Source organism: Paracoccus sp. P2, assembly GCF_046335115.1.
Taxonomy (GTDB): Bacteria; Pseudomonadota; Alphaproteobacteria; order Rhodobacterales; family Rhodobacteraceae; genus Paracoccus; species Paracoccus pantotrophus.
In genome coordinates this window covers 1-16,150 of sequence record NZ_JBGOSN010000024.1, presented here as the reverse complement: position 1 = coordinate 16,150, position 16,150 = coordinate 1, and the positions used below count along the sequence as shown (strand labels likewise).

19 protein-coding genes are annotated in these 16,150 nt (G+C 66.4%); 5 read left to right on the top strand and 14 right to left on the bottom strand.

What is annotated here, in order from left to right:
* Window positions 1-2 precede the first annotated feature (2 nt).
* Both ACDP63_RS15265 and ACDP63_RS15260 read left to right on the top strand, forming a co-directional pair.
* Entirely contained in the window at window positions 3-1,064 is a 1,062-nt protein-coding gene (locus ACDP63_RS15265; protein ID WP_024845886.1) for a YeeE/YedE family protein, read from the top strand.
* 121 nt (window positions 1,065-1,185) lie between these two features.
* Window positions 1,186-1,770, top strand: coding sequence for a rhodanese-like domain-containing protein (locus tag ACDP63_RS15260; protein WP_028710432.1), 585 nt, complete (start codon window positions 1,186-1,188; stop codon window positions 1,768-1,770).
* Window positions 1,771-1,821: 51 nt separating this feature from the next.
* Here ACDP63_RS15260 and ACDP63_RS15255 read toward each other — a convergent pair whose 3' ends face one another.
* The 13 genes from ACDP63_RS15255 to ACDP63_RS15195 all read right to left on the bottom strand — a co-directional run bounded on the left by ACDP63_RS15255 (window position 1,822) and on the right by ACDP63_RS15195 (window position 13,622).
* Window positions 1,822-2,775, bottom strand: coding sequence for an MBL fold metallo-hydrolase (locus tag ACDP63_RS15255; RefSeq protein ID WP_024845884.1), 954 nt, complete (start codon window positions 2,773-2,775; stop codon window positions 1,822-1,824).
* Window positions 2,775-3,686, bottom strand: coding sequence for an MBL fold metallo-hydrolase (locus ACDP63_RS15250; protein ID WP_024845883.1), 912 nt, complete (start codon window positions 3,684-3,686; stop codon window positions 2,775-2,777). Before ACDP63_RS15250 ends, ACDP63_RS15255 begins: the two co-directional genes overlap by 1 nt.
* Window positions 3,687-3,703: 17 nt before the next feature.
* A complete protein-coding gene (locus ACDP63_RS15245; RefSeq protein WP_024845882.1) occupies window positions 3,704-4,966 on the bottom strand; it encodes an NAD(P)/FAD-dependent oxidoreductase in 1,263 nt (420 codons plus the stop codon).
* A gap of 53 nt (window positions 4,967-5,019) precedes the next feature.
* Window positions 5,020-5,730, bottom strand: coding sequence for a c-type cytochrome (locus ACDP63_RS15240; protein WP_024845881.1), 711 nt, complete (start codon window positions 5,728-5,730; stop codon window positions 5,020-5,022).
* A 3-nt stretch (window positions 5,731-5,733) separates the two neighbouring features.
* Window positions 5,734-6,888: a c-type cytochrome gene (locus tag ACDP63_RS15235; protein ID WP_024845880.1), complete on the bottom strand. Its 1,155-nt coding sequence runs from the start codon at window positions 6,886-6,888 to the stop codon at window positions 5,734-5,736.
* Window positions 6,872-8,164 (bottom strand): sulfite dehydrogenase, encoded by a 1,293-nt coding sequence (gene soxC / locus ACDP63_RS15230; protein ID WP_024845879.1) that lies wholly within the window; start codon window positions 8,162-8,164, stop codon window positions 6,872-6,874. The genes ACDP63_RS15235 and soxC overlap by 17 nt, the downstream gene beginning before the upstream one ends.
* Before the next feature lie 23 nt (window positions 8,165-8,187).
* A complete protein-coding gene (gene soxB, locus ACDP63_RS15225; RefSeq protein WP_024845878.1) occupies window positions 8,188-9,882 on the bottom strand; it encodes a thiosulfohydrolase SoxB in 1,695 nt (564 codons plus the stop codon).
* Between the two features lie 119 nt (window positions 9,883-10,001).
* On the bottom strand, window positions 10,002-10,874 hold the full coding sequence (gene soxA, locus ACDP63_RS15220) for a sulfur oxidation c-type cytochrome SoxA (protein WP_024845877.1): 873 nt from the start codon (window positions 10,872-10,874) through the stop codon (window positions 10,002-10,004).
* Window positions 10,875-10,908: 34 nt separating this feature from the next.
* Window positions 10,909-11,238 carry a thiosulfate oxidation carrier complex protein SoxZ gene (soxZ, locus tag ACDP63_RS15215; RefSeq protein WP_024845876.1) on the bottom strand — a complete coding sequence of 110 codons (330 nt, stop codon included), beginning with the start codon at window positions 11,236-11,238 and terminating at the stop codon, window positions 10,909-10,911.
* 21 nt (window positions 11,239-11,259) lie between these two features.
* On the bottom strand, window positions 11,260-11,682 hold the full coding sequence (gene soxY, locus ACDP63_RS15210) for a thiosulfate oxidation carrier protein SoxY (RefSeq protein WP_409928204.1): 423 nt from the start codon (window positions 11,680-11,682) through the stop codon (window positions 11,260-11,262).
* 40 nt (window positions 11,683-11,722) lie between these two features.
* The gene (gene soxX / locus ACDP63_RS15205; RefSeq protein WP_024845874.1) at window positions 11,723-12,196 is read right to left on the bottom strand and encodes a sulfur oxidation c-type cytochrome SoxX; all 474 of its coding nucleotides are present in this window, start codon (window positions 12,194-12,196) and stop codon (window positions 11,723-11,725) included.
* Between the two features lie 114 nt (window positions 12,197-12,310).
* Complete coding sequence (locus ACDP63_RS15200) at window positions 12,311-12,871, bottom strand: SoxW family protein (protein ID WP_028710431.1); 561 nt, start codon at window positions 12,869-12,871, stop codon at window positions 12,311-12,313.
* A 13-nt stretch (window positions 12,872-12,884) separates the two neighbouring features.
* Window positions 12,885-13,622, bottom strand: coding sequence for a cytochrome c biogenesis CcdA family protein (locus tag ACDP63_RS15195; protein ID WP_024845872.1), 738 nt, complete (start codon window positions 13,620-13,622; stop codon window positions 12,885-12,887).
* 180 nt (window positions 13,623-13,802) lie between these two features.
* Here ACDP63_RS15195 and ACDP63_RS15190 point away from each other — a divergent pair, with 180 nt between their 5' ends.
* The 3 genes from ACDP63_RS15190 (at window position 13,803) to ACDP63_RS15180 (ending at window position 15,649) form a co-directional block, all read left to right on the top strand.
* Window positions 13,803-14,084, top strand: a complete 282-nt coding sequence (locus ACDP63_RS15190) for a thioredoxin family protein (protein WP_231493225.1) — start codon at window positions 13,803-13,805, stop codon at window positions 14,082-14,084.
* 122 nt (window positions 14,085-14,206) lie between these two features.
* Complete coding sequence (locus ACDP63_RS15185) at window positions 14,207-14,530, top strand: ArsR/SmtB family transcription factor (RefSeq protein WP_231486941.1); 324 nt, start codon at window positions 14,207-14,209, stop codon at window positions 14,528-14,530.
* Between the two features lie 69 nt (window positions 14,531-14,599).
* The gene (locus ACDP63_RS15180; protein ID WP_024845869.1) at window positions 14,600-15,649 is read left to right on the top strand and encodes a YeeE/YedE family protein; all 1,050 of its coding nucleotides are present in this window, start codon (window positions 14,600-14,602) and stop codon (window positions 15,647-15,649) included.
* Between the two features lie 329 nt (window positions 15,650-15,978).
* On the opposite strand, the gene ACDP63_RS15175 is transcribed toward ACDP63_RS15180, so the two are convergent.
* Window positions 15,979-16,150: biotin/lipoyl-containing protein (locus ACDP63_RS15175; RefSeq protein WP_409928210.1), on the bottom strand; the 172-nt coding region annotated here is incomplete at its 5' end.

The window sequence follows — 16,150 nt, the reverse complement described above, 5'->3', positions numbered from 1 at the left end:
CCATGGATCTCGACCTTCTGCTTGAGCATGTTCCCGAGCCGCAACTGGCCGCGATCTTCGGCCTTCTGGTCGGGGCCGTTTTCGGCTTTTCCGCGGAACGGTCGTCCTTTTGCCTGCGCGCGGCGACGGTGGAATTCGCCCGCGGCAGCCTGGGGCCCAAGGTTGCGGTCTGGCTGCTGACCTTTTCGACCGCGGTGATCTGGGTCCAGGGGGCGGGGCTTCTGGGCCTGTTCCGCACCGAGCAGGCGCGGATGATGGCCGTCACCGGCAGCTGGTCGGGCGCGATGATCGGCGGGCTGATGTTCGGCGCGGGCATGGTGCTGGCGCGGGGCTGTTCGGGGCGGCTGCTGGTGCTGGCGGCGACGGGGAACCTGCGCTCGCTGGTGTCGGGGCTGATCTTCGCGGTGGTGGCGCAGATGGCGCTGCATGGCTGGCTGGCCCCCCTGCGGCAGGAACTGGCGGGACTGTGGACCACGCCGGGCGGGCGCAACGTCAGCCTGCTCATGGCGCTGCCGCTGCGCGAATCCGGGGCCATCCTGGTCGGCATCGGCTTTGCCGTGCTGGCGCTCTGGCTGGCGCGGGCGAACCGGATCGGCCTGCCGGTGCTGATCTTTGCCTCGGGCGTGGGCTTTGCGGTGGCGCTTGGCTGGGTGCTGACCTTTTCCCTGTCGCAGCAGGCCTTCGAGCCGGTCAGCGTGACCTCGGCCACCTTTTCCGGGCCTTCCGCCAGCACGCTGATGTTCTTCCTGACCGAAAGCCCGGTGCTGGATTTCGACATCGGCCTGGTGCCGGGCGTCTTTGCCGGCGCCTTTCTGTCGGCGGCGCTGAAGCGGCGGCTGAAGTTCCAGGGCTTCGAGGGCGAGGGGCAGATGCGGCGCTCGATGCTGGGGGCGGCGCTGATGGGGTTCGGCGCCATGCTGGCCGGGGGCTGTGCCATCGGCGCCGGGGTCTCGGGCGGCTCGATCTTCGTGGCGACGGCCTGGCTGGCGCTGCTCTGCATGTGGATCGGCGCCGTCATCACCGACTGGCTGGTGGATCAATCCGCGCATCGGGCGACGGCGTGACCGGGCGGGGGCCGGAAAAAGGCGGGGCCCGGAAAATGCCGGCCGGGCGCATGAAATCACTTCGTAATATCGCTTGAGTCGTATATTCGTATCTTGCTATATAAGCAGGAGAGGATTTCACATGCGTGCCATTCTTTTTGGCCTGGCCTTGTCGGCGCTGTCGCCCCTGGCGCCGGCCTGGGCCGATGATGCGGCGGCCTTGCCCGAAAACAAGCAGACGGTGCAGAAGCTGTATCTGACCGCGGCCGAAGCCTATGAAAAGGTTGTGCAGTCCCCGCAGGAGGTGCTGTTTCTTGACGTGCGCTCGCCCGGCGAGGTGGCCTTTGTCGGCATGGCGACCGTTGCGGATGCCAACGTGCCCCACATGATCCAGCCCGCCTCGCCCGCCTGGGACGACAAGCGCGCGACCTTCAAGATGGAAAGCAATCCCGGCTTCATCGACGAGGTCCGGGCCCGGTTGCAGGCCAAGGGCCTGGACCAGGACGCGGCCATCGTCCTGATCTGCCGGTCGGGCGACCGCAGCGCCAAGGCGGCCAACGAGCTGGCCAAGGCGGGTTTCGGCAATGTCTGGTCGGTGACGGACGGGTTCGAGGGCGATCTTGCCAAGGACGGACCGCTGGCCGGAACCCGCAGCGTCAACGGCTGGAAGAACGCGGGCCTGCCCTGGAGCTACAAGCTGGACAAGGCCAAGATGCACGGGATGTAACCCGGCGCCCCCGTGCGGCCGGGCAGGGCAGGTGCCCGGCCGGCCGCAGTCTTATTCGAACTCCATCTCGGCAAAGACCACGCCGGCATTCTTGGTCGCCAGTTCCTCGAACGTATCGAGCCGCGACCAGCGCGACTGGTCGACGTAATAGGCGCCGCCCAGATCGCCGCCCTCCTCGATATGCGCGCCGATCTTTTCGCGCAGATCGACCAGGTAGTCGCGGGTATAGCGCGCGACCTGCGCCAGGTTCGTCGGATGGCCGTGGCCGGGAATGACATAGGCCGGGGCCAGCGGCGCGAATTTCGTCTCCCATGTCTCGATCCAGCACGAGGTGCAGGTGCCCTCGAAGATCGGCGGCATGCGCTCGTGAAAGGCGATGTCGCCGGCGATCATCATCGACCATTGCGGGATCCAGACCTGGGTGTCGCCGGGCGAATGCGCGGGCCCCAGGTGCAGCACCTCGATGGCGACGCCGCCCATGGTGATGTCCTTGCGGTCGGTGAAGGTCTCGGTCGGATGGGCGATGACCGTGCCCTCGGCCCTTTCGCGGGCATAGTTCTGCAGGCCGGCCAGATCCTGCGGCGCGCCGTCGGCGAATTCGGCGGCGGCCTCTGCATGCGCCAGGATCGGCACGCCCTGCGCCGCCCAATAGCCGTTGCCCAGCATGGCGTGGCCCTGGCCGTTTTCGTTGATGACCAGCTTGACCGGCTGGTCGGTGACGGCGCGGATTTCCGCGTGCAGCGCCTCGGCCAGTTTCCACGAGGCGCCGGAATTGACCACGATCACCCCTTCATCCGTGACGATGAAGCTGAGGTTGTTGTTGTGCCCGGCATTGTCATAGGTCGGCGGCGCGGTGGCGCCGATGGCCGAAAAGACATGCGGGATCACCTCGACCGGCTTCGAATACAGCACGGATTGCGGGTATTGATCGGGGATGTCCTCGGAGGCGAAGGCAGGCGCGGCGAAGGCGGGCGCGGCGACTAGGCAAAGGATCAGGCGGCGCATCAGATCTCTCCCGTGAAGCGATAGCCGGTCTCGGTCCTTTCGACCCGGCCGATGCCGCCTTGCGGCAGGTGGTAGCCGATGAAGGGCATGGCATCCGCCGCCAGCCGCTCCAGCAGCGCGACGCGGCTGGCGGCGGCCAGCGGCGGATCCTGGTCCGAGGGCGAGGGCCAGTCCGGGCGCTCGAAGGCGATGTGGTGGTTGCCGATCGCATCGCCAACGACCATCAGCGCGCCCTCGGGCGTCGCGATCTCATAGGCCAGGTGGCCGGGGGTATGGCCGGGGGTCAGCCGCGCGGTGATGCCGGGCAGGGCCTCTTCGCCGTCGGCGAGCTTGCGGATGCTGTCGGCCACCACCTCCAGCCGGCGCGAGGCGCCGATGGCAAAGCTGGCGCGTTCCTCGCCGATGCTCTCGACGGTGGCGGGATCCATCCAATAGTCGAACTCGGCCTGGCCGATCATGTATTCGGCCTGGGCAAAGACCGGCTCGTCGAACTCGTCCAGCAGGCCCCAGAGGTGATCGGGGTGGCCATGGGTGATCAGCACATGGGTCACGTCCTCGGGCTTCAGCCCCAGCGCCTCCAGTGCCTCGATCACCTTGCCGGCGGTCGGCATGAAGTCCGGGCCCGATCCCAGGTCGAACAGCACCGTGTTGGTGCCGTCGCGCAGCAGCGTCAGGTTGCAGGGCGGCGTCAGCCCGCCCGCCGCCAGCCCGTGCCGGGCCATGAGGGCCGAGACCTCGGCCTCGGGCAGGTCGGCGAAGGCGAAGTCCAGCGGCAATTCCAGATGCCCGTCCGACAGGCTGTCGATCCGCACCGGACCCATGGCGACGGTGGTGGCGGCCCAGGCCCGCCCGTAGGGCAAGGCCAGCGCAGCGGCAGAGGTTGCAAGGAAATGGCGGCGGCTCAGGTGCATGGGGTTCTCCTTCCGGTTCAGCCGAAGATGTCGGCGGTGATGCCCGCATACCAGCCGAGGCTTTCCTCGTAGGTCAGCTTGCGCAGCGCGGCATCCTCGCCGGTGTTGCTGATGAAGTTCTCGACGCTGGCGATCCGGTCGCCGTTCGGCTGGTAGGACGCGCCCAGCTTTATGCCGTCATCGGGGGCCAGCAGCGACCAGCAGGTGTTGGAATACTTGGCCGGGAACACCCGCGACCCGGTCAGCTCGCCCCGGATCGCCATGGCGGCGACCTTGGCCTGGCTGTTGGCCGAGAAGGCGGATTTGGGCATGTCGCCCTGGGCGCTGGAATCGCCCAGGATCCAGACATTCTCGTCCATCCGCGACTTCATGCTGTCGGGATGCACCGGGGCCCAGCCGCTCTCGTCGGTCAGCCCGGCGATGGCGGCGATCCGGCCGGCGCTTTGGGCCGGGATCACGTTGCAGCAATCGACCTTTTGCGCCGTGCCCTCGACCAGCACCTCCATGCTGTCTGGGCGCACCTCGACGGCGCCGCCGCCGAATTCGGGGCCGATCCATTCGACCATGCCATTGTAATGTTTCCCCCAGCCCTCCTCGAACAGCGCCTGCTTGGAGAACTTGTCCTTGGGATCCAGCACGATGATCTTGGCGGTCGGATTGGTCTGCTTGAGCAGATGCGCGACCATGCTGACCCGCTCATAGGGGCCCGGCGGGCAGCGATAGGGGTTGGGGGGCGCGATCATGGCGAAGACGCCGCCCTGGGGCATCGCCTCGATCATGCGCCGGAGCAGCTGGGTCTGCGGCCCGGCCTTGTAGGCATGGGGCATGATCTCGGCCGCCTCCAGCGACCAGCCGGGGACCGAATCCGGCTTGAACTCGATGCCGGGCGACAGCACCAGCCGGTCATAGGGCAGCACCTGCCCGCCCGCCAGAGTGACGGTCCGCGCCGCGCGATCCACGGCGACGGCGGTGTCGTTGACGACGGCGACGCCGGCGGCGGACAGCTTGTCATAGCCGTGCTGAAGGCTTTCGAAATCGCGGAACCCGCCGATATAGAGATTCGAGAAGAAGCAGGTCGTATAGACCGGATTGGCCTCGACCAGGGTCACGTCCAGCGCGCCTTGGGAATCCCTGGCCATGTAATGGGCCGCGGTGCCGCCGCCGGCGCCGCCGCCGATGACGACGACCTTCGGCTTGCCCTGTCCCAGGACGACGGGCGCATAAAGCAGCCCGGTGGCGGCGGTGGCGCCCGCGATCAGCGATCGTCTCGTCAGGATCATCTTTTTCTCCTCCCTGATGAACGGCCCGGCGCATGGCGCCGGCCGCTTTTCGGTCATTCGAGCGTGGCGAAGAAGGCCGCCAGCGCCGCGATCTCTTCCTCGCTGAGCCGGCCGGCCATCATCTGCATCACCGGATGCGGCCGCAATTTCTGCTTGTAGGCGTGCATCGCGACCACGAAATCCTCCTGCGGCCAGCCGGCGATCGAGGGGATGCCCTGGTCCGAGCCGTCGCGCTGGTGGCAGGTCGTGCATTCCGCCGACAGATAGGCGCCGAATTCGGGATCCCCGCGCAGGGCCAGAACCTCCTCGGACAGCACCGGCGCGTTGCGCCGCGCGGTGGGCTCGGCCTCTGGAATGTCCTGGGGCCGGTCGGAATGGTCGCGCATATAGGCCATCAGATCGGCCCGCGCCTGGGGATCGGCCAGGCCGCGATAAGACATGCGCGTCCCTGTCACCAGGGCCTTGGGGTTCTCGATATAGGCGTCGAGCGTTTCCAGGGTCCAGGTCAGGCCATCATTGCCCTTGCGCTTCATGGCCCTGGAATAGTTGAAATCGGCAAGAGCGGCGGCACGGCGGCCGAAAACGCCGTTCAGCCTTGGGCCGACGGCATTGCGCGCGTCCTGGCCGATCCGGTGGCAGATCGCGCATTCCTTGCGAAACAGGACCGCTCCATGAACCGTATCGCCGATTTCCTCGGCTGCGGCCGGTGTGGCACCGGCCGCGGCAACCGTGAACAGCGCGGACAGGAGTTTGCGCTGTCTCATGCGTCACTTGGCGAAAGTGGCGAGATAGGCGATGACGGCGGCGCGCTCATCCTCTTTCTTCAGCCCGGCAAAGGACATCTTGGTGCCCTTCATGAAACCCTTGGGGTTTTCCAGGAAGGCGTGCAGCGATGCATCGTCCCAGACCAGCCCCTCCGAGGCCATGGCAAGCAGGGGCTTGGAATATTTGAAGCCCTCGATGTCGCCCGCGGCCCGGCCGACGATGCCGTTCAGCAACGGGCCGGTGCCGTTTTTGGCGTCGTCGCCGACCTTGTGGCAGGCGGCGCATTTCTTGAACACCTTTTCGCCCTCGGCCAGCAGCGTCGGGTCCGCGGCGGTGGCGGCCCCTGCCGGGGCCGGGGCTTCCGGCGCCATGGCGGCGGCCTTGACCACGACCTCGGGCGCGGCGGCGGGGGCGGGTGCCTCGGCCGGCGCGGCCTCGGCCTTCTTTTCGACCGGCTCGGCAGGTTCGGCCGGTGCGGCGGCCGCGCCCAGGTCGGGCATGCTGCCGGCCGGGCGTCCGTCGGGATCTTCGGGCGTCACGTTCAGATCGACCGCGCGCTTGGTGATCTCGACCCCGACCGCGCAATCCGTCATGCAGGGCTCTTTCGAGAACAGCGGATATTCGGTCTGGTCGCGGTCGTCGGGATAGAAGCCCTCGGCATTGGGCAGCACGACCTGGGTGAAGTTCTCGTGCGTCAGGACGAAATCGTCCTCCACCAGCCCGTTGGAATAAAGCAGGAAGGCGGTGATCGCATAGGTGTCGTCCACCGACAGGGTCTGCGCCGAGCCGAAGGGCATCGAGCGGTGGACATAGTCATAGACCGTCGAGAGATAGGGCCAGTAGCTGCCGATGGTCTTGACCGGGCGCGGATCGGTCAGGCTACCGTCGCCGCCCGCCAGCACCGGCCAGCTGTCCAGCCCCTCGGCGAAATCGCCATGGCACGAGGCGCAGTTGTCGGCGAAAAGCGCGTCCCCCGTCGCGACATCGCCCGAACCGGGGCGCAGCCCCTGGCCGTCGGGCAGGACCGCGGTGTCCCAGGCGCTGATCTCTTCGGGCAGGGCCTCGCGGCCCAATCCCAGCTTGTCGGCCATGGCCGGGCCGGCAAGCACCGAGGCCGCCAGCACCGAGCCCAGGAACAGCTCAAGCGATTTCGACATTCTCGACCTCCCCGTCGGCCTTGACCCACCAGGTCTGGATGCCGTTGTTGTGATAGACGTTGTTGCGGCCGCGGATGGCGCGCAGCGCATCCTTGGTCGGCTGGACATAGCCGGTCTCGTCCACGGCGCGCGATTGCAGCAGCATTTCCGAACCATCCCAGTCGATGTCGAGATGGAAGCGGGTCAGCGCCTTGGGCAGGGCCTGGCCGGTGATCCGCGCCGTGGTCCAGTTCTTGCCGCCGTCCAGCGAGACATCGACGCGGGTGATGCGGCCATTGCCGCTCCAGGCCAGGCCCGAAATCACCAGCGGCCCCTTGCCGTGGCGAATGGGCACCTGCGGGCTGGGCGAGGTGATGACCGATTTCGCATCCATCACCCAGGTCCATTTCCGTGCCCGGCCGTCCGGCATCAGGTCGGTATATTTCGAGGTCTCCTCGCGGCTTTCCACAGCCTTGTCATAGATCCCCAGGCGGCGGACCCATTTCACCCACATATTGCCCTCCCAGCCCGGCACGACCAGGCGGGCGGGATAGCCATGTTCCTTGCGCAGCGCCTCGCCATTGGCGAAGAAGGCCAGCATCACGTCGTCCATCACCTTTTCCATCGGGAAGGAACGGCCGTTGGACGAGGCATCCGCGCCCTCGGCGTAAAGCCATTTGCCCTCGGGCTTGACCCCGGCCTCGGCCAGCAGCACCGACAGCGGCACGCCGACATATTCCATGTTGTGGATCATGCCCTGGGTATACTGGCAGCCCTCCAGCTGCGCGCCGCCCCATTCCATGCCGCCGTTTGCCGCGCATTCGCAGAATGCGGTGGTGGTGGTGCGGGGGAAGCGCAGCAGATCCTCGAAGGTGAAAACCAGCGGCTTTTCCACCAGCCCGTTGATCATCAGCCGGTAGTCCTGCTTGCTCAGCTCGATGGCACCGGAATGGTGGCGTTCAAAGGCGCAGCCCTGCGGGGTGATCGTGCCTTCCAGCGCATGGATCGGCGTGAAGTTGATCGAGGAAACCGGGCTTTCGGTCAGCCATTCCACATATTGCCGCTTCACATGCGATTCGAAATGGATCGGCAAGCCGTAGGGATGGGCATCGACGGCCTCGCCGAATTCCGAGGCCCAGGGCTGGATCTCGGTGATCAGCGGGTCGGGGGTTCCGGCGGCGCGGGCCAGCCCGGCACCGGCGACAAGGCCGGCACCGGCCACCGCACCCCCGCGCAGAAAGGCGCGGCGCGAGGTGCCGACGGCGTCCTTGCCGTCCTTGGTGAGCTCGTCTTTCATGGGCGAACGCTCCTTCGTGATTGTCAGACCCCGGTCACGGTGACCGAAGTGTTGGGTTGCAGGCGGACGGTGCCGATCTTGCGGATATGCGCCTCGACCACGTCCCAGATTTGCGGGCCCTCGGTGCCTTCGTTGACCGAAGCCCAGCCGGCGACTGTGTAGGATTTCGCAGGTTCGATGGCCTCGCCCGTGTCGGCCAGCGCCATGGCGCCGATCCGGCTGCCCATCGGCTTGGACACGTCGATCGCATAGGCCAGCCCGCCCACGCGCACCATGTCGCCGCCCTGCTGGTAATAGGGATCGGTGTTGAAGATGTTGTCGGCCACGTCTTCCAGCACGGTTTTCAGCGTCTCGCCGGTCATCTCGGTGCGGTAGACCGCGCCATAGGTCATCGAGGTGACGTTGTGGATGTCCTCGCGCGTGATCGCGTCGCCGGGCAAGAGCGTGGTGCCCCAGCGCACGCCCGGCGACAGCGCGATCTGCACGTCGCGCTCGGTGCGGATGGCGTCACAGATCAGGTCGTCCCAGGAGCCGTTGAAATTGCCGCGGCGGTAGAGCAGGCTTTCGGTGGTGCCGATCCTTTCCTCGAGCTGCGCCTTGAAGGGCGCGCGCTCGGCGTCGATCAGCGCGGCCATGTCGGCATCCGGCGTGATCACGTCCGAGAAGATCGGGATCAGCTTGTGGCGGAAGCCCATCATCTTGCCGTCGCGCACGTCCAGGTCGACGCGGCTGACGAATTTGCCGTTCGAGCCGGTGGCGATCAGGATCGTCTCGCCGATCAGGATCGGCTCGGGCACCGCGTCATGGGTATGGCCCGACAGGATCACGTCGATGCCCTTGACCCGGCCGCCCATCTTCTTGTCCACGTCGAAGCCGTTATGCGACAGCACCACGACCAGGTCGACGCCCTCGGCGCGCAGCTCGTCCACGACCTGCTGCATCCGTTCCTCGCGGATGCCGAAGCTGTATTCGGGGAACATCCATTTCGGGTTGGCGATGGGCATGTAGGGGAAGGCCTGGCCGATGACGCCGATGCGCTGGCCGCCGCGCTCGAAGATCTTGTAGGGCTCGAAGGCCGGCTCGTCCCACTCCACGTCGAAGATATTTGCGCCCAGGAAGGGAAACTTCAGTTGCGTCTCGACGATTTCCTTGACCCGCTCGGTGCCATAGGTCCATTCCCAATGGCTGGTCATGGCATCGACGCCAAGCGCGTTCATCACATTGACCATGTCCTGTCCCTTGGTCAGGAACGAGGTCATGGAACCGTGCCAGGTGTCGCCGCCGTCGAGCAGGATCGAGTCGGGCCGGGCGGCGCGGATCGCCTTGACCACGGTCGCGACCCGGTCCATGCCGCCCATCCGGCCATAGCCGCGCGCCAAGGCCTCGAAATCCGGGTAGCTGAGCGCATAGGCATCGCCCGAGCCGGGCGCGATGCTGAACATCTTCTGGAACTCGGCGCCGGTGACATGGGGCACCTGGCCCTTGGCGTCGCCCACGCCGATGTTGATTTCGGGCTCGCGGAAATAGATCGGTTTCAACTGGGCGTGGATGTCGGTCACATGGATCAGCGTCACATTGCCGAAATCGTCGAATTGCAGCAGCTGGTCCTGGGTCAGCGCCTGCTGCGCCGCCACCCGCGACCATGTCCCGAAACCCGAGGCCCCGACCAGGGCCGAGGAGGCCATGGCGACCTGAATGAACTCACGTCGGGTAATCATGCCCCGGTTACTCCTGTGCGTTTCGGACAAGACTCTCCCGTCGCGCCAAGGCGCGCCGAAGCATTGCCCTTTCGATTGGTAAGGAACGGGCCGCCGGCTGGGCCGGCGGCCGCAAGGCTTCAGTGCCGGACCGAGACGCCTTCGACCGAAAGGCCGTTGCCGCGCGAGGCGACGTAAAGCTCCAGCGCCTTGAAGTCATCCGAGCCGGCCTTGAAGGTCTCGGCGCGGGTGTCGCGGACGCAGCCGACGAAGCGGTGCTGCGCCGTCACCATGCCCGAATCCTTCAGGCGATAGGTCGGAAAGCCGTTGATCTGGCCCTGGCTCAGGTGGTCGGCGCGGATCATGTTGCCGGCATTGTCCTCGTGGCAATTGGCGCAGGACATTTCCAGCTGGCCATAGCGGGTATAGTAGATCTCCTTGCCATGTTCCCAATAGGGGGCAGCGGGACCGTCGATCTTGACGTTGACCGCCATGCCGCGCGACTGAAGCGAGATCAGCGACAGCATGTCCTTCATGTTATCCGAGGTGACGCCCCATTTCTCCAGGCCCATCCGCTCGGTCACGCAGGCGTTGACGTAATCCTCCATGATCATCAGCTTGCCGGTATGCTCGTCGACCCGCGGCATGACGGCGCGCAGGCCGGCCATGGATTCAGGCCCCTGGTGGCAGCTGGCGCAGCTTTCGCCGTTGACGCCCATGGCCGCGTTCCACTTGTCGAGGCCGCGATCCACGAAGACCATGGCGGGGTTGTCGAAATCGTCCCGCTCAAGATCCCGCGTGCTGTCGTCGCGAAAGTGCCAGCCGGAATAGATCGTGTCGAACGTATCGGCCAGAAAGGCGGGCGGTGCGGTCTTGGTCACGATCTCGACCGGTCCGCTGTCGGTTTCGATGACCAGCCCGTCCTCGACCGGGTCCGCGAAGGCCGCGCCCGCTAGGGCGAGGCCAAGGGCCGTGGCGGCCAAGGTGCCTTTTGTCTTGGTAAAGCGCGGCATCGCGTCTCCTCCCTGGATCTGGATGTTGCGGCGCTTAGGCGACTGCGATCGGCTTCACGTCTTCGTAGACGGAGCCGTCGTCGTCATACCAGGTGAACTTGAACTCTCCGGCCGCATCGACCTTGGCGTCGAACTCGAAATAGGGATTGGTCGAGACCGCCGGGTCGATCGCCACGTCCACCACGTTCACCCCGTTCAACTCGCAAGTGAAGCGGTTGATGATCGAGCGCGGGATCAGCTTGCCATCGGCATCCTTGCGCTGGCCCGATTCCATCTTGTGCGAAATCAGCGCCTTGACGGTGACCGTTTCGCCGGCCTTGGCCGAGCTCGGAACCTTCACGCGGGGCTTTGCATCATCTGCCATCGTAATCTCCTGTTACTGGACTCAGCCGCCGCAGCCGCCGATGGTGACTTTGACGGTGGTCTGGGCCTTCACGACCGAGCCATCGGCCATCTTCGCCAGGGCGATCACGTCCTGGGTCTGGGCCAGGCGGATGCGGGTGGCGGCGCGCTGGTCGGCGGCGGCGGGACCGAAGTTGAAGGTGGCGACCGCCGGCTCGGGGTTGCCCGCGGCCAGCAGCATGATCGCCACCGCGCCCGGAGCCTTGACCTCGATCGGCACGGTATTGCCGTTCTCGGCGATTTCGGGCGCGGTCAGGGTCAGCCCGCCTTCGCCCGTCGCAGCGCCGCCGGTGAAGGCTACGGTCAACTCGTCAACGGTGCTCGCCATCACGGCCTTGCCCGGCAGGGCGGCGGCGGCAAGCCCGCCAAAGCCGATCCAGAGCGCCTCGCGTCTTGAAAGGATCATGTCGTTCTCCTTGGATTGTCGAGCCTGTAGAGATCAGGCGTCATTCCTTCAGCGTCACGAGGAAGGCCACGACATCCTCGATCTGCTGCGCGTTCAGGATGGGGGCCAGCGGCTCGGCCCCGGCCTTGCCGGAAAAGCCGTCGCCGGGCCGGACAAAGCCGTCCACCTTGTAGAAGGCCGGCATGAAGGTGCCCTCGAAGGTCATCTTCGCATTGGCGACGATGCCGCGTAGCTGGGCCTCGGTCCAGCGATCGCCTGCGCCGTCCAGCGGCGGGGCGATGGTGCCCGGAAACTCGACGTCCGGCAGCGCCCCGATCTGGTGGCAGGCCACGCAGTTGCCAAGCGCGTTGGTGGTCATGATCCGCACCCCTTCCTCGGGGTTGCCTGGGGCGCCGGTCAGGGAAGCCTCGACCGCGCCTTCGACATAGACCACTTCCTTAGGTGCCGTTTCACAGATGGCAGGCGTGGCAATGGCCATGGCCACTACCGACGCATACCATAGATGGCTGCTCATGCTGTCCTCCCTGTGCTCTCCCTGGGGTGATGATAGCGAATGGATGCCGATCCTTACAACAGAAATATAGCAATTTTTGAATATTTATATGTATGCCTGTTCGAAAGGGATGACTCAGTTCTTGTGCTCCAGCTCCCGCGCCAGAAACTTTTGAAAATGCTCGCCATTTTCATAGCCATGCGCGCGCACCCAGGTCAGCAGGGCGCTGGTGGTGCCCTTGCCGAACGCGCCCGGCATCATCGCCACGGCCGCCTGGGCGGCGGTCTTCTCTGCCGGCACCTCTTCGGGCAGGAAGATCATCGTCGGCGTGAACATGACGCCCCAGCGCACGGCCATGTCCTTTTCCGAAAGGGCGGTGCCGTCGAAATCCGTGACCTCGACATCGCCGAACAGGTTCATCTGCACGACGAAATAGCCGTCGCGGATCAGCGCATCGATCTCGGGGTCGGGAAAGACCTTCTCGTGCATCTCGGCGCAATAGATGCAGCCGCGCTGCTCGACCAGGATCAGCAGGCGCTTGTCCTGCGCATTGGCCTCGGCCAGATCCTCGCGCAGATCCTTGAAGGTCTCGCGCAGCCAGGTGGGCTTGTGCAGGCCGTCGTCGCCGATTTCGGCGGCGGCTGCGGGTGCTGCCGCCAGCAGCAGGCAGGCGGCCAGGGCGCGGATCGGTTTCATGGTCGGGCTCCTCTCAGGTAAGCGTGGCTGTCCAGTCGAAGTTGCGAATCATCCAGTCGGCGATGGCATTGACGGAATTGGTGGCGATCAGGATGCCGAAGACGATCAGCATCACCCCCATGGCCTTTTCCACATGCCCCATCACCGCGCGGTGCCGCGCGACCCAGGACAGGAACGGTGCCGCGAAGAACGCCGCCAGCACGAAGGGCAGGGTCATCGCCAGGCCGTAGACCACCAGCAGCAGCCCGCCGCGCCACAACTCGCCCATGCCCGAGGCCACCATCAGGATCGCCGCCAGCGCCGGTCCCACGCAGGGCGTCCAGCCAAAGCCGAAGGCCAGCCCCATCACATAGGCGCCGATCAGGGTCGAGGGCTTGGCCTCGGTCTGCACCCGCGCCTCGCGATAGAGCAGGCCGATCCGCAGCACGCCCAGGAAATGCAGGCCGAACAGGACCAGCACCCCGGCCGCCACCCAGGACAGGGTTCCCTTCCATTGCGCGAAGGCCTGACCCAGCGCCGTGGCGCCCAGGCCCAGCATCAGGAAGATCGTGGTCACGCCCAGGGCAAAGGCCAGCGCGCGCAAAACCATCCGCTGGCGCGCTCTTGCCGCCACGGCGCCGCCGTCGCGCAATTCGCGCACCGACGCCCCGGCCATGTAGGACAGGTAGAACGGCACCATCGGCAGGATGCAGGGAGAGAGAAAGGACAGCAGCCCCGCCAGCGCGGCCCCGCCATAGGTGACATCAAGCATCGGCTCCCCCCGCGTGCTGCCGGGCTGCCGATGCTTGCCCGGCCGCCGGCGTTATATTAGAATATTCCTATGTTCAAATTATGGCGTCAATCCCGTTGTGGAATCCCCCTGCCCAGGTCCCTGCTGCTGGCGCTGCTTGCCGCGGCATGGCCGGCTGGGGCGGCAGAGCTGCGGCTCTTGATGTTCGAACAGCCCGGCTGCCTTTATTGCGCGCGCTGGGACGCCGAGATCGCGCCGCAATATCCGCTGACCGACGAGGGCAGGGCGGCGCCGGTGCAGCGGCTGCAGATGCGCGACCCCTTACCCCCGGGCCTGGAACTTGCCCGGCCCGTGACCTTCACGCCCACCTTCGTGCTGATGGCCGGCGACGTCGAATCCGGGCGCCTGGAAGGCTATCCGGGCGAGGATTTCTTCTGGCCCATGCTGGCCAGGCTGATCGGTCAGGCCGAGCCGGGGCAATGATCCCCGCGCCCTGGATCCGCGATAAATTGGCCCAGTCCTCCGGTTGGGGTTGCCGCGCGCCGGCTTACCCGGCATTTAGGAAAGAAGGGAATGGGGATGAGCCCTTGGGCGGTATCGAGAACATCCGGCAGGAACCGGAACAGGAAGCTGATTTCGACGCGCTGATCAAGGCTGCGAACGATGCCTCGACCTTTCTGAAGGCGCTTGGCCATGACGGCCGCCTCATGATCCTGTGCTATCTGATGAGCGGCCCGAAAAGCGTGACCGAGCTGGAAAACCTGCTGTCCTCGCGGCAGGCCGTGGTCAGTCAGCAATTGGCGCGGCTGCGCCACGAGGGGTTGGTCAGCGCCAGGCGCGACGGTCAGACGATCTTTTATTCGATCCTCGATCCCAAGGTCGTTGACTTGCTTGCCGTTCTGAAAAAGCTGTTCGAGACGGATTGCTGACCCGCGGGGAGGCAGGGGCGGCACCGGGAGGCCGCGGAACAGGACTTCCGCGGGGATGGGAGAGACGCGATGGATGAGCTGCCCTATGGAGTGCTGGCCGCCCTGGTCGGGCTGGCAGGCGGGATCGTGCTGGGACTTGCCGCCCGGCTCGGGGATTTCTGCACGCTCGGCGCGCTGGAATCGGCGGTCTATGGCAAGGATGCCCGGCGGCTGCGGCTTTGGGGGGTGGTGTTGGGCGTGGCGATCCTGACCACGCAGGCGTTGGCCCTGATCGGCTGGATCGAGCTGGAGAACAGCTTCTATCACACGATCCAGTGGAACCCCTGGGCCTCGATCGTCGGCGGGCTGGTGTTCGGCTATGGCATGGCCATGGCCGGGAATTGCGGCTTCGGCGCGCTGGTGCGCTTCGGCAGCGGCGACCTGCGCTCGCTGGTGGTGGTGGTGGTGATGGCGATCATCGGCTTCATCGTCCTGTCCGGGCCGCTGGCGCCGCTGCGCGTATTGCTGTTCCCCCAGCCCGAGGCAAGCGGCCCGCAAGGCATCGTCCACGACCTTGGCCTGCTTGGCCTGCCGGCACCGCTTACGGTGGTGCTGTTCGGTGTCGCGGCGTTGGCCTGGGGGCTGGGATATGCGCCGCTGCGGGCAAGGCCGCAGATGATCGCCTGGGGCGCGGCTGCGGGCCTTGCGGTCAGCTGGTGCTTTTTCGGCACCAGCTGGCTTTACGATCACAGCCTTGGCGCGGTGCAGATCGAGGGGCCCTCCTTTACCGCGCCGGTGGGCCGGACGCTGATCTACCTGATGACCTCGACCGCGGGCGGGATCACCTTTTCCGTGGGCTCGGTCGTCGGCGTCATGGCCGGGGCGCTGATCGGCTCGATGATCCGCGGCCTGTTCAAATGGGAGGCTTGCGAGGATCCCCGCGAGCTTGGCCGGCAGGTCGGCGGCGCGGCGCTGATGGGCGCCGGCGGCGTGGTGGCGATGGGCTGTTCGGTCGGCCAGGGGGTTTCGGCTTTCGCCGCCTTGGCATGGTCCGGCCCCGTCACGCTGATCGCCATCGCGGCTGGCGCCACATTCGGGCTGCGTCGGCTGATCGGCGGCTTCCAGAACGCCGTGGACTGAAGCCATTCGTCCTGCCGGTCGGGCTACGGGCGGCAGCGTCCCGCAGGCACGCAAGGGGCGGGCGGTCTTCGCCTTGCCGCAGGACCGGGCCGGAGGCTTCGATCCCGCCCGACCGCGCAAGGTGCCGGTCGTTTCCGTGCGGCTCCGTCTCGCGTCGGTCCCAGGGGCGATGTCCTGCCGGGTGGCCAAGGGGGCGGGCCGCAGCGAAAGGCGGCTCCCGCCCGGGCAGTCATCCTGTCCGCCTGCGCTTCGGGACTGCGATGCCGCCGCCGCGCGCCTTGAAACACGGGGTTGCGGCCGGGGCGCCTGTCGCGCCCCGGCCGATTGTCTCACTCCATCTCGATCATGAGGTCTTTCGCGTCGATCTGCTCGCCCGGCCGGACATGCAGCGCCTTGATCACGCCGGCTCGGTCGGCATGGATGGCGGTTTCCATCTTCATGGCCTCGATGGTCAGCAGCAGGTCGCCAGGGTTGACCTTCTGGCCTTGCGTGACCGCGACC

What these genes read in the sequence shown, in the direction of transcription:
- ACDP63_RS15265 (WP_024845886.1), top strand. Translation starts at nt 3, where the DNA reads ATGGATCTCGACCTTCTGCTTGAGCATGTTCCCGAGCCGCAACTGGCC.
- ACDP63_RS15260 (WP_028710432.1), top strand. Translation starts at nt 1,186, where the DNA reads ATGCGTGCCATTCTTTTTGGCCTGGCCTTGTCGGCGCTGTCGCCCCTG.
- ACDP63_RS15255 (WP_024845884.1), bottom strand. Translation starts at nt 2,775, where the DNA reads ATGCGCCGCCTGATCCTTTGCCTAGTCGCCGCGCCCGCCTTCGCCGCG.
- ACDP63_RS15250 (WP_024845883.1), bottom strand. Translation starts at nt 3,686, where the DNA reads ATGCACCTGAGCCGCCGCCATTTCCTTGCAACCTCTGCCGCTGCGCTG.
- ACDP63_RS15245 (WP_024845882.1), bottom strand. Translation starts at nt 4,966, where the DNA reads ATGATCCTGACGAGACGATCGCTGATCGCGGGCGCCACCGCCGCCACC.
- ACDP63_RS15240 (WP_024845881.1), bottom strand. Translation starts at nt 5,730, where the DNA reads ATGAGACAGCGCAAACTCCTGTCCGCGCTGTTCACGGTTGCCGCGGCC.
- ACDP63_RS15235 (WP_024845880.1), bottom strand. Translation starts at nt 6,888, where the DNA reads ATGTCGAAATCGCTTGAGCTGTTCCTGGGCTCGGTGCTGGCGGCCTCG.
- soxC (WP_024845879.1), bottom strand. Translation starts at nt 8,164, where the DNA reads ATGAAAGACGAGCTCACCAAGGACGGCAAGGACGCCGTCGGCACCTCG.
- soxB (WP_024845878.1), bottom strand. Translation starts at nt 9,882, where the DNA reads ATGATTACCCGACGTGAGTTCATTCAGGTCGCCATGGCCTCCTCGGCC.
- soxA (WP_024845877.1), bottom strand. Translation starts at nt 10,874, where the DNA reads ATGCCGCGCTTTACCAAGACAAAAGGCACCTTGGCCGCCACGGCCCTT.
- soxZ (WP_024845876.1), bottom strand. Translation starts at nt 11,238, where the DNA reads ATGGCAGATGATGCAAAGCCCCGCGTGAAGGTTCCGAGCTCGGCCAAG.
- soxY (WP_409928204.1), bottom strand. Translation starts at nt 11,682, where the DNA reads ATGATCCTTTCAAGACGCGAGGCGCTCTGGATCGGCTTTGGCGGGCTT.
- soxX (WP_024845874.1), bottom strand. Translation starts at nt 12,196, where the DNA reads ATGAGCAGCCATCTATGGTATGCGTCGGTAGTGGCCATGGCCATTGCC.
- ACDP63_RS15200 (WP_028710431.1), bottom strand. Translation starts at nt 12,871, where the DNA reads ATGAAACCGATCCGCGCCCTGGCCGCCTGCCTGCTGCTGGCGGCAGCA.
- ACDP63_RS15195 (WP_024845872.1), bottom strand. Translation starts at nt 13,622, where the DNA reads ATGCTTGATGTCACCTATGGCGGGGCCGCGCTGGCGGGGCTGCTGTCC.
- ACDP63_RS15190 (WP_231493225.1), top strand. Translation starts at nt 13,803, where the DNA reads ATGTTCGAACAGCCCGGCTGCCTTTATTGCGCGCGCTGGGACGCCGAG.
- ACDP63_RS15180 (WP_024845869.1), top strand. Translation starts at nt 14,600, where the DNA reads ATGGATGAGCTGCCCTATGGAGTGCTGGCCGCCCTGGTCGGGCTGGCA.